This is a genomic window from Pantoea sp. GD03673 (genome assembly GCF_029844725.1).
Taxonomy (GTDB): domain Bacteria; phylum Pseudomonadota; class Gammaproteobacteria; order Enterobacterales; family Enterobacteriaceae; genus Pantoea.
This window is the reverse complement of the sequence record NZ_JAOCKJ010000002.1, coordinates 58,235-70,253: the sequence shown is the minus strand read 5'-3', so window position 1 is coordinate 70,253 and position 12,019 is coordinate 58,235. Positions and strand designations below refer to the sequence as shown.

At 43.4% G+C, this 12,019-nt stretch carries 10 protein-coding genes; all 10 read left to right on the top strand.

Translation table 11 applies throughout. The features are described 5' to 3' along the window. The first annotated feature begins 242 nt into the window (after positions 1-242). Positions 243-1,145 carry a UTP--glucose-1-phosphate uridylyltransferase GalF gene (gene galF / locus N5J69_RS03785; protein WP_279768172.1) on the top strand — a complete coding sequence of 301 codons (903 nt, stop codon included), beginning with the start codon at positions 243-245 and terminating at the stop codon, positions 1,143-1,145. A gap of 42 nt (positions 1,146-1,187) precedes the next feature. Further along, positions 1,188-2,201: a UDP-glucose 4-epimerase GalE gene (gene galE, locus N5J69_RS03780; RefSeq protein ID WP_279768171.1), complete on the top strand. Its 1,014-nt coding sequence runs from the start codon at positions 1,188-1,190 to the stop codon at positions 2,199-2,201. 433 nt (positions 2,202-2,634) lie between these two features. After that, positions 2,635-3,714 (top strand): dTDP-glucose 4,6-dehydratase, encoded by a 1,080-nt coding sequence (rfbB, locus tag N5J69_RS03775; protein WP_279768170.1) that lies wholly within the window; start codon positions 2,635-2,637, stop codon positions 3,712-3,714. After that, entirely contained in the window at positions 3,714-4,601 is an 888-nt protein-coding gene (gene rfbD / locus N5J69_RS03770) for a dTDP-4-dehydrorhamnose reductase (protein ID WP_279768169.1), read from the top strand. The genes rfbB and rfbD overlap by 1 nt, the downstream gene beginning before the upstream one ends. A 44-nt stretch (positions 4,602-4,645) precedes the next feature. Then, positions 4,646-5,530, top strand: a complete 885-nt coding sequence (gene rfbA, locus N5J69_RS03765) for a glucose-1-phosphate thymidylyltransferase RfbA (protein ID WP_279768168.1) — start codon at positions 4,646-4,648, stop codon at positions 5,528-5,530. Further along, the gene (gene rfbC, locus N5J69_RS03760; RefSeq protein ID WP_279768167.1) at positions 5,527-6,075 is read left to right on the top strand and encodes a dTDP-4-dehydrorhamnose 3,5-epimerase; all 549 of its coding nucleotides are present in this window, start codon (positions 5,527-5,529) and stop codon (positions 6,073-6,075) included. The genes rfbA and rfbC overlap by 4 nt, the downstream gene beginning before the upstream one ends. 183 nt (positions 6,076-6,258) lie before the next feature. Then, positions 6,259-7,080, top strand: coding sequence for an ABC transporter permease (locus N5J69_RS03755; RefSeq protein WP_279768166.1), 822 nt, complete (start codon positions 6,259-6,261; stop codon positions 7,078-7,080). After that, a complete protein-coding gene (locus N5J69_RS03750) occupies positions 7,070-8,440 on the top strand; it encodes an ABC transporter ATP-binding protein (protein ID WP_279768165.1) in 1,371 nt (456 codons plus the stop codon). The genes N5J69_RS03755 and N5J69_RS03750 overlap by 11 nt, the downstream gene beginning before the upstream one ends. Beyond that, the gene (locus N5J69_RS03745; protein WP_279768164.1) at positions 8,427-10,391 is read left to right on the top strand and encodes a methyltransferase; all 1,965 of its coding nucleotides are present in this window, start codon (positions 8,427-8,429) and stop codon (positions 10,389-10,391) included. The genes N5J69_RS03750 and N5J69_RS03745 overlap by 14 nt, the downstream gene beginning before the upstream one ends. A 1-nt stretch (position 10,392) precedes the next feature. Beyond that, a complete protein-coding gene (locus tag N5J69_RS03740; RefSeq protein ID WP_279768163.1) occupies positions 10,393-12,006 on the top strand; it encodes a glycosyltransferase in 1,614 nt (537 codons plus the stop codon). The last annotated feature ends 13 nt before the right edge of the window (positions 12,007-12,019 follow it).

The following is a 12,019-nucleotide window of genomic DNA, read 5'->3' as shown; positions in this document are numbered from 1 at the left end:
CGCCCGTTTTCATTTATGGCTGGCCTCAGCCCCACAGTGAATTAGCCTAAAACCCGCAGCGGCAATCTGCGATTACTGATTGTCTTTGTTCAGTTTATGGTGTCGCTGGCAATGGGCAAAATGCCGAATTTCCAAGTTATGACAGAGAGTTACTGTCCGCTTTTCAGATAAAGATTATACTTGGTCTTCCGGCCGATCCTGCATAATCGACCCACATCTTCATTTTATTAAACGGAATAAATATGACCAAGCTTAAAGCAGTAATCCCGGTTGCGGGCCTCGGTATGCATATGCTCCCTGCGACTAAAGCCATTCCGAAAGAGATGCTGCCTGTCGTCGACAAACCGATGATTCAGTACATCGTTGACGAGTGTGTTGCCGCAGGTATTAAAGAGATCGTGCTGGTCACGCATGCCTCGAAAAATGCGGTTGAAAACCACTTCGACACCACCTATGAGCTGGAAGCGCTGCTTGAAGCGCGCGTGAAGCGCCAGCTGCTGAGCGAAGTGCAGTCTATCTGCCCGCCAGGCGTAACGATCATGAATGTGCGCCAGGCACAGCCGCTGGGCCTGGGCCACTCCATTCTCTGTGCCCGCCCGATGATCGGTGATAATCCGTTTGTAGTGGTGTTGCCGGACGTCCTGCTGGATGACTCAACGGCTGACCACATGCGTTATAACCTCGCTGCGATGGTTGCCCGTTTCGAAGAGACCGGCCACAGCCAGGTTCTGGCGCAGCATATGCCCGCGTCCGATCTTTCTGAGTACTCAGTGATCACCACCGAAGAGCCGATTAATCACCCAGGCGATATCAGCAAAATCGCTGATTTTGTCGAGAAGCCTGAAGATGCTGCCGGACTGAACTCTGACCTGGCTGCAGTGGGTCGCTATGTTCTTTCTGCGGATATCTGGGCAGAGCTGGAGCGCACTGAGCCAGGCGCATGGGGCCGTATCCAGCTGACGGATGCTATTGCCAGCCTGAGCAAGCACAAAACTGTTGATGTCTCTCTGCTGACCGGTCACAGTTTCGACTGCGGTCGTAAACTGGGTTACATGCAGGCCTTCGTCTCTTACGGACTGCGCAACAACGCGCAGGGTCGCGATTTCCGCGAAGCTATCCAGGCCATTCTCGCAAAACAACAGTAATTAATTCGCCGCGTCCTGCGCGGCAGATTAAAAGGAGCTCTCATGGCAATTTTAGTCACGGGCGGAGCAGGGTATATCGGCTCCCATACAGTACTGGCGCTGCTGCAGCGCGGTGATGATGTTGTGGTTCTGGATAACCTCTGCAACGCCTCACGTGAAGCGATAAATCGCGTGGAGAAACTGGCGGGAAGGAAAGCAACCTTCGTTGAAGGCGATATCCGTGACCGCGCCTGTCTGCGAGACCTGTTTGCCTCAAACAGCATTTCAGCAGTAATCCACTTTGCTGCGCTTAAAGCGGTGGGCGAATCGACGCGTATGCCGCTGGAGTACTACGAGAATAACGTCGCAGGCACCGTGGTACTGCTGGAAGAGATGCGTGACGCTGGCGTATGGAACTTCATCTTCAGCTCATCTGCGACCGTCTACGGTGCAGATGCACCGGTTCCCTACGTTGAGACGACCCCGATTGGCGGCACCACCAGTCCTTACGGCACCTCAAAGCTGATGACCGAATTTGTGATGCGTGATTTCGCTAAAGCAGAGCCGAAGTTCAAAGCGATCGCCCTGCGTTACTTCAACCCGGTTGGCGCACATGAGTCAGGCGAAATCGGTGAAGACCCGACGGGCATCCCAAATAACCTGCTGCCGTACATTGCACAGGTTGCTATTGGTCGCCTTGAGAAACTGGGCGTGTTTGGCGGTGACTACGATACCCCAGACGGCACCTGCCTGCGCGACTACATCCACGTGGTTGACCTGGCGGAAGGGCACCTGAAAGCGCTGGACCATCTGAACAAGGTTGAAGGCTACACCGCCTTTAACCTGGGCGGCGGCAAAGGCTTCTCCGTGCTGGAGATGATCAAAGCGTTTGAGAACGCTTCGGGCAAGGCGATTCCGTTTGAAATCAAGCCCCGCCGTGACGGCGACCTGCCTGCGTTCTGGGCCGATGCGTCACTGGCAAACAGTGAGCTGGACTGGCGCGTCACGCGCGGCATCGATGAGATGATGCGCGATACCTGGAACTGGCAGAGCAAGAACCCGGACGGGTTTCGGTAGTTGAAAAGAAGGCGAACTCAGGTTCGCCTTTTTAATGTCTGTTAGGAATTATCTTATCACTCCTTTCCCGTTATTCTGATTGCATCACCCTGATGCATCAGCAACCATCACCTGTCCGATGAAATGCTCATTAGTTGAACTAACACCTATGACATAAACGCATTTTATTCGTAATAGCCATACCTGAGTGATAGAATTTACGTTTGTTGAATGATAAACCTACTTAACTAATTTCATTAATAAAGTGATATCAATCAACTGAATGCTGAACATCTGGCAGGATTCAGTTGTCAGCATACTCATTCGGTCCAGGATAATCAGCATTGTGGGAGCTGTAACCCAGGGGCGGTAGCGTGCTCTGAAAATGTTTAAGATTGTCTGCTTTTTATTCAGGCGCCCATGCCTCAGATAGCTTGTCAGGAATAAATACGTTATGAAGATTCTTATCACTGGTGGTGCAGGTTTTATCGGTTCAGCGGTTGTGCGTCATGTAATCAACAATACAAATGATGAAGTCATAAACGTTGATAAACTAACCTATGCAGGCAATCTTGAATCATTAAAAGAGGTGAGCAGCAATCCACGCTACACCTTCAGGCAGATCGATATCTGCGACGGTCAGGCTATCACTGACGCATTAAATGAATTTCAGCCTGATGCCATCATGCATCTGGCCGCTGAAAGCCATGTCGATCGCTCAATCACCGGCCCGGCAGAGTTTGTTCAGACTAACGTGGTCGGCACTTATGCACTGTTAGAAGCAAGCCGCCAGTACTGGAGCGCGCTGCCAGAAGCGCGTAAAGCAGCATTCCGTTTTCATCATATTTCTACAGATGAAGTGTATGGTGACCTGCCGCATCCGGATGAAATGGATGGTGAATTGCCGCTATTCACTGAAGAAACCCCTTATGCACCCAGCAGCCCTTACTCCTCAACGAAAGCCGCCAGCGATCATCTGGTCCGCGCCTGGGGCCGCACCTATAAATTGCCGGTGATTGTGACTAACTGTTCAAACAACTACGGTCCTTATCATTTCCCGGAAAAACTCATTCCGCTGATTATCAGCAATGCGCTGGAAGGCAAACCTCTGCCTATCTATGGCAAAGGCGACCAGATTCGCGACTGGCTCTATGTTGAAGACCATGCGCGTGCCCTCTATACCGTAGTGAAAAATGCAAAGACCGGTACCACGTATAACATCGGTGGACACAACGAAAAGAAAAACATTGATGTTGTGATGAAAGTCTGCGAACTGCTTGATGAGCTGCGTCCGAAAGCGACACCTTACCGCGACCAAATCACCTACGTTCAGGATCGTCCGGGACACGATCGTCGCTACGCGATTGATGCTGCTAAAATCGAAAAAGATCTGGGCTGGAAACCGCAAGAGACTTTTGAAACGGGTTTTAAGAAAACGGTCGAGTGGTATCTCAACAATTCACAGTGGGTTGAACATGTGAAGAGTGGTGCCTATCAGAACTGGATTGAAGAAAACTATGAGAAGCGTAGCTGATGGATATTCTGCTGTTTGGTAAAAATGGCCAGGTAGGCTGGGAATTACAGCGTGCGCTGGCTCCGTTAGGCAACTTAATCGTGGTCGACCGTCATTCCAGTGACTACTGTGGCGATTTTGAAAATCCACAGGGACTGGCTGAAACAGTTCGCAGGATTAAACCCGCTGTGATCGTGAATGCTACCGCGTACACGGCAGTGGATAAAGCTGAATCAGAACAGGACAAGGCGCGGCTGGTTAATGCCACTTCCATCGCGGCTTTGGCGGAAGTCGCTGAAGAGACAGGGGCATGGTTAATCCATTACTCCACCGACTATGTGTTCGACGGCTCCGGTGACAAGCCCTGTTGCGAAGACGATGCGACTGCGCCACTTAACACCTACGGTCAGACCAAGCTGGAAGGTGAAGAGGCCATTGTGCGGACTATGACGAAATATCTCATTTTCCGCACCAGTTGGGTCTACGCAGCTAAGGGAAATAACTTTGCCAAAACGATGCTGAAACTGGCAAAAGATCGGGACTCACTGTCAGTGATAAACGATCAGTTCGGCGCACCTACCGGCGCTGAGTTGATTGCTGACTGCACTGCGCATGCAATAAGAGTGGCTCTGGTCAACGGCAGCGTTGCCGGCCTGTACCATCTTATTGCCGCGGGAGAGACAACCTGGCATGCCTATGCCACGAAAGTGATAGCGTTTGCGAAAGAGCAGGGCGTCGAACTTCAGGTACAGACGATCAATGCTGTGCCAACCAGTGCATTCCCTACACCAGCTAAACGACCGGCTAATTCCAGACTCAATACAGAAAAGTTTCAACAGGCTTTTGGCCTGAATCTTCCTGACTGGACGGTCGGCGTTGAACGTATGCTGCTTGAGACACTAATTTAATAGAAACAGGTCGTAATGGCGGCCTGGCCAATTAAGGTGAAATTGTGAAAAAGAATAAAGGTATTATTCTCGCTGGTGGCTCAGGAACGCGCCTCTATCCGGTAACCATGGCAGTGAGCAAGCAATTGCTGCCGGTTTACGATAAACCCATGATTTACTATCCACTCAGCACGCTGATGCTGGCTGGCATTAACGATATTCTGATCATCAGTACACCGCAGGACACACCGCGCTTTGAAAGCTTACTGGGCGATGGTTCTCAGTGGGGCATCTCAATTCAGTACAAAGTACAACCGAGTCCGGATGGCCTGGCGCAGGCGTTCATCATTGGTGAAGAGTTCATCGGCGACGATTCCGTTGCACTTATCCTGGGTGATAATATTTTCTACGGGCATGACCTTTACAAGCAACTGGAAGCTGCATCTCATAAAGAAGATGGGGCTACAGTCTTTGCGTATCATGTTACCGATCCTGAGCGTTATGGCGTCGTTGAGTTTGATAGCGAAGGTAAAGCCATCTCTCTGGTAGAAAAACCAGAAAATCCACGCAGCAATTACGCAGTTACCGGTCTTTATTTCTATGACAACAGCGTTGTGGAAATGGCTAAGAACCTTGCTCCATCACCTCGTGGTGAACTGGAGATTACGGATATAAACCGTATCTACATGGAGCAAGGCAAACTTTCTGTTTCCATCATGGGACGTGGTCATGCCTGGCTTGATACTGGTACGCACCAGAGTCTGATGGAAGCAAATAACTTTATTCATACTATTGAATCACGTCAGGGGCTAAAAATCGCATGCCCGGAAGAAATTGCTTTTCGAATGGGCTTTATCGATGTGTCAAAATTACGAGAGTTAGCAAAGCCTTACATGAAAAATGATTATGGCAGATACTTGATGGCAATATGTGGTGATGCGCAAAAATGAAAATAATTGATACAGAAATACCGGATGTCAAAATCATCGAGCCTGCTGTTTTCGGCGATGAAAGAGGTTTCTTTATGGAGACCTGGAATCAACAGAAATTCGAAGAGAATGTTTGTCGCCGTCAATTTGTTCAGGATAATCACTCAAAATCGTCAAAAGGGATTTTGAGAGGCATGCATTACCAGATTAACAATACCCAGGGTAAGCTTGTTCGTGTTGTGTCAGGAGAAGTTTTCGACGTAGCTGTCGATATGCGTAAGAGCTCGGCAACATTCGGTCAATGGGTAGGCGTTTATCTTTCTGCTGAAAATAAAAAACAACTTTGGGTGCCAGAAGGTTTTGCTCATGGTTTTTACGTTACGTCGGAAACCGCTGAATTTGTTTATAAATGCACAGATTATTATAATCCATCTGCTGAACACTCGTTACTATGGAACGATTCACACGTCGGAATTAAATGGCCTTTGGTTAAAGGTGAGCAACCTCTTCTTTCTGAAAAAGATAAGAAAGGAAAGCATTTTAATGACGCAGAGTTTTTTAAATAACTCTCGTTAATAAAGTTGCATCGAAACTAATATTTCATACCGAGCATCTTATTAAACAGCGCTTAAGTGATAATGACAAGTCTGTCTGGCATCAATTATTTCAGCCAGAGTGGCTCAATTTTTCTTTAAGCGTTGCATTATAAATGCAGCATCAAAGTTCTGGCGTTAACTATGGATGCCTTAATGAAAAGTGTTAATAGTGTTGTTCCAGCTTCTATAGCCTCGAGTCTTTGGGGTAATAGGAAATTGATTCTGAATCTGACTAAGCGAGAGATAACGGGTAGATATAAAGGGTCATACTTTGGGATTTTATGGTCCTTTTTTAATCCGATATTTATGCTGGTCGTTTACACCTTTGTTTTTAGTTTTATATTCAATGCCAGGTGGAGTGTTGAAGCTTCATCTAAATCAGAATTTGCTTTGGTGTTATTCAGCGGTTTGATTATATTTAATTTATTTGCAGAGTGCGCAAATAAATCACCTACAATAATATTATCAAATGTAAACTACGTCAAAAAAGTTATTTTTCCACTTGAAATACTACCGGTAGTCAACTCACTATCAGCAGTTTTTCATGCTATGATTAGTGTCATCGTCTGGGTTCTTTTTTATATTATAGAAGTCGGTATTCCTCATCTGACAATTCTTCTTTTACCCCTACTAATATTGCCTGTTTTTATATTAATAACAGGAGTGGGTTGGCTGTTTTCGGCAGTAGGCGTTTTTCTGCGTGATATCGGACAAATTATAACAATTTTAGTTACAGCCCTGATGTTTTTATCGCCAATATTCTATCCTATAACGGCAATCCCAGAAAAGTACAGACCACTGTTAAATATAAATCCACTTGCACCAGCAATTTCACAGGCCAGAGAAATAATGTATTGGGGTACGATACCATCATATAGTGAGTATTTGATTTATCTTTTAAGTTGCTCATTATTCGCATGGGTTGGGTTTGTAGTATTCCAGAAGTCAAGGAAAGGGTTTGCAGATGTCTTATGATAATATTGCAATAAGTATAAAAAATGTAAAAAAATGCTTTTATATTTATAAAAATCCACAAGACAGGTTAAAACAATTCCTGCTGCCAAAAATAAAAGGGTTAGCAGGGAAATCGCAGACAAATTATTATAGGGAATTTTGGGCCTTAAATGGAGTAACCTTTGAAGTTAAGAAAGGTGAGACAGTAGGGCTAATAGGAAAAAATGGTAGTGGCAAATCTACCTTACTTCAGATTATATGTGGAACGTTGACTGCAACCGAAGGCAGTGTTGAGACAAAGGGCAGGATTGCAGCATTATTAGAACTTGGGTCTGGATTTAACCCTGAGTTTACTGGTCGCGAGAATATATATTTGAATGCGGCAATACTTGGCCTTTCGCGGGAAGAGACTGACAGGAAGTATGACGCAATTATTGATTTTGCTGATATCGGTGATTTTATCGATCAGCCAGTCAAAACATATTCCAGTGGAATGGTCGTCAGACTAGCTTTTGCAGTACAAGCGCAGGTTGATCCGGATATATTAATTGTTGATGAAGCATTAGCTGTAGGTGATGCTAAGTTTCAGGCCAAATGTTTTGAGCGCTTACGTCAACTCAAGAAAAATGGAACCAGTATATTACTGGTTACTCACTCCGGTGAACAAATCGTAACGCATTGTGACCGGGCTGTTCTGCTTAGTAATGGTCAGGAAGTTTACCAGGGAATACCTAAGAAAGCTGTTAATTTGTACATGGATATTCTATTTGGTAAGACCACCAGTAATGATAGTGATAATGAACAACACGATTCGAAAACTGAAATTTTAAAAACTATCGACAACAAGTTTAACGAATCTCTTAATTTGATTAACGACGTTTTTGCTTCAAAAAGTAACTATAATAAAAATGAATATCGATGGGGTGACAAGTCAGCTTGCTGGATGGACTATGAGCTGATCGCAAACGGAAGAAAAAATCCTGCAACAGTATACGCTGGAGAAAAAGTCAGCTTGCGAGCCTCGGTACGTTTCGATAAGCATATCATAAATCCTATCATTGGATTTGCCATTAAAACCAAAGAAGGCCTGACCGTATACAATACAAATTCGCACCTGTTAAGCAAAGAAACTGGAAAATATGGCGCTGCACAAACGCATGCAATTGTCGAATTTGATTTTGTGAATAAGCTTGGTGCAGGTGACTACTTTATATCTTTAGGTGTAGCATCAATGCTTAATGATGAAGTGGTGCCTCATGACAGAAGGTATGATGTCATACATTTTCTTGTACCAACCGTGGACTCCTTTTCAGGAATGACAGATCTTTCTCTGAATTTAGAAATTAATTCTCACGCCGGAAATGAAAATGATGCTCAATAATACAATCTATAAATTCCGTTCAGATGCTGGTATATGGGCTCGTAGCGATTACAACGGTATTCCATATAGCGATGGGGATAATCATGAAAATCAACTCCTCGAAATACTTGGAAAAACGCATGATCTTAGTGTTCAGTCTGAAGAGCTGAAAACACATTGTAATGATTGGGTTACCACATACCACTTTTCAAGCCTGCGATCTAATTTATTAAGACCCCTAAAGTCATTATTCAATGAAAACACAAAAGTTTTAGAAGTAGGTTCCGGATGTGGTGCCATTACTCGTTATATCGGTGAGTGCGGCGCACAAGTTCTGGCATTGGAAGGAAGTTTGCGCAGGGCGCAAATTGGACGTTTGAGAACAAAAGATCTTCAGAATGTAACCGTTGTCAGTGAGCGTTTTGATGATTTCGATGTTAACGAAAAATTTGACGTCATTACGCTCATAGGTGTTCTGGAATATTCGAATTTATTTAGTGATGGCATTGATAGTGCAGTCACAATGCTAAATAAAATTAAGCAGAAACTAAAACCTGATGGTAAATTAGTAATTGCAATTGAAAATCAGTTAGGACTGAAATATTTTGCTGGTGCTGCTGAAGACCATGTTGGGCAAATAATGTATGGCGTTGAAGGTCGCTATAATAAAGAACAGGCTGAAACATACGGTCATCAGGTTTTACTTCAAAAGTTGAAAGAGGTTGGGCTGAAGTCTGTAGAGACACTGTTGCCCTTCCCGGATTATAAATTACCTGTTTCGGTTGTAACTGAGCAGGGTGCATTAGATGATTTTTTCAATGCGCATGTTTTTGCATCGCAATCAGTACGGGCAGATTTACAACTGCCTGAAAAATTGAACTTCGTACCAGAACTAGTCTGGCCGATTGTATTTAAAAATAAACTAGCTATCGACTTAAGTAATTCATTCCTCCTGGTTGCAGGAACCGATGATACAGACTCATACGATAAAGACATTCTCGCAGTTCATTATGGAAAGGAACGTCACGCTCCTTTTCAAAAGCGAACAGTCTTCAGAAAAACTGGTAGCAGAGAAGTACAGGTTTGTAGAGAAAAAGAAAATAGTTTCTTGCCAGGCGAAAACGATAAAATAGATTTTTGCCTTGATGGTTATGAAAAGTACATATCAGGAAACTTACTGGACGTTGAATTTATTAAAATTGTCACTACTCCTGGCTGGAAAATTGAGTATGTGTCTGGTTATTTTAAATATTATATTGAATGTCTTCAGAAGTCATTGGATGGAGAAGGTGTCTTTTACGACAGGTTTGAACAAAATACGCGCCTTCCTCCGACCTACCTTGATGCTATCCCCTCTAATTTCGTTGTTGATGAGGAAGGGCATCCAAGATACTTTGAGCGCGAATGGCTTGCTAAAAATGGCCTCACGCTCGGCCATTTAGTTTTCCGCGCAGTGCTTTCTCTTTTGGGAAAAATTTCTATCTTTGCAAAACCTGCTCAGGATGAAATTTTAACGCGTGGTGATTTTGTCAGACATCTTTTTGACGAGTTATCTTTTGTTTCCAATGATGAACTGTTCAAAGAATATCTGGATCTTGAGTCCGAATTATTTGCATATGCATCAGGTATGCCTCAGGCAAAAATATATACATGGTATCCTGAAGATGTATTGCCTGGCTTGCAAGAAATTCACGAAGCTGAAGAAAAAATCAGAGAAAAAGCTAAGTTTGATGCTGAATTAGAAAAGACTGTTGCTGAAAAGCACGCTATTAATGAATTGTCAGGAAAGCAAAAATCTGAAATAGTGGTACTCAAAGACAAAATCATCGAATTGGATAAGTTAAACGAGGGATATAAGAAAACTGTTTCTGACATAACCCTCGAAGCTGAAATTCTGCGGAAAAAGTTATCCCTGCTTGAATCAAACTGGATGATCAGGATAATCAAAAAATGGACTGTAAAGGACAATTAAGATGAATGATGTTCATTGGGCTATTGATTCATTCACACGCAATAATAGGACAATATTTGGATACGGCTGGGTTTTCAATAAACATAAAAAAATTAACAAAATAAGATTTTGCCTGACAGGAGAGCCTGATTGCTTTGTTGATGCAGAATACGGCAAAGCCAGACATGATGTAGGTGATTATTTTAAAGATAACGAATACGCTGGTCACTCCGGGTTCTTTGTTTATGGCAATCTAAACAAAAATTTTGATGATGATGAATTAAAACTGGCATGTTACTATGATGACGATACGGTTGACTTGCTTGACATCCCATCCAAACTTGTAAACACAACTCAAACGTCTGAAACACCTGTAATTTCAAGAAGTGTAGTTTTCAGGCAGTTTATAGTTTTGCTTAAGCGCGGTTTTAATTTATTACGTAGCGGAAATTATCGTCTGCTTGTTGACAAGATAAAACGTTATAAAAATAAAGTACCTTCTAAATCACTCACTTCGCCAGATGAGATATTTAAATTCATCAATAAAAAAGAAGCAGATAAAGCTGTTTTTTTTCTGGATCATGATCTGGGTGGCGGCGCAAATCACTATCGTGAAAGAATAGTCAATGAAAAAATAGAGCAAGGTAAGTGTTGCCTTATTCTTGCTTTTACCGTAAACACCCTCTCTTATAAACTTATAGTTGTGAGCAGTAAGGGCAGGAATGCATTCAACATCAGCGGTTATGATTTCATATATCTTTTGTTAAAATACATAAAGATAAAGGAAATTATTTATAATACAGGAGTGTCTTTCTGTAATCCGGAAACTATTCCTGATTTTTTGATTAATTTGAAGATTAAAACAAACGCATCCCTTTGCACGCTGGCCCATGATTTATTTCCTATTTGCCCCTCACACTTTTTAATTAATGATCAAGGACAATATTGTGACATCCCTGATCCCTCAGTATGTTATTCATGCCTGAGAAATAATACCTATGGCTTCACTACACTTTTCGAAAGTGGGGATATCAAAAAGTGGCGAGATCGTTGGGGGAACTTATTAATCGCATCAGATAAAGTGATTTCATTTTCTGAAAGTACGCTTAATCTATACAAGCGTGTCTACCCTCAAATAGATGATGATAAAGCTGAGGTCACGCCTCATAAGGTTGATTACCTGCCCCAAAAAGCCCTCATCACTCAGACTAAGCATCTCAAAATTGGAGTAGTAGGGCAAATAGGCTATCATAAAGGGTCTAAAATTCTTCAGGATTTGTCTAAAGAAATTCTTGAGAAAAAATATAACATCGAAATCATTGTGATAGGGGCTGTTGAAGCTTCCTGCCCTTCTGAAGTGGTTCGGCAAACGGGGCCTTATAAGCATGAAGATCTCAAGATGCTGCTGGAGGAAAACGGAATAAATGTTATTCTGTTCCCATCTATCTGGCCTGAAACCTTCTCCTACGTAGTTCAGGAAATGATTGAGTTAGGTTTCCCCGTTGCAAGTTTCAATCTTGGTGCACCAGCAGAAAGATTACAAGAGTACGACAAGGGTGTTATTTTATCCTCTATGAACCCTGAAATTGTCGTTCAAGAGTTAATAGATATGCACCGTAAAATCTATGCTAAATGAAATAATGAGGCAG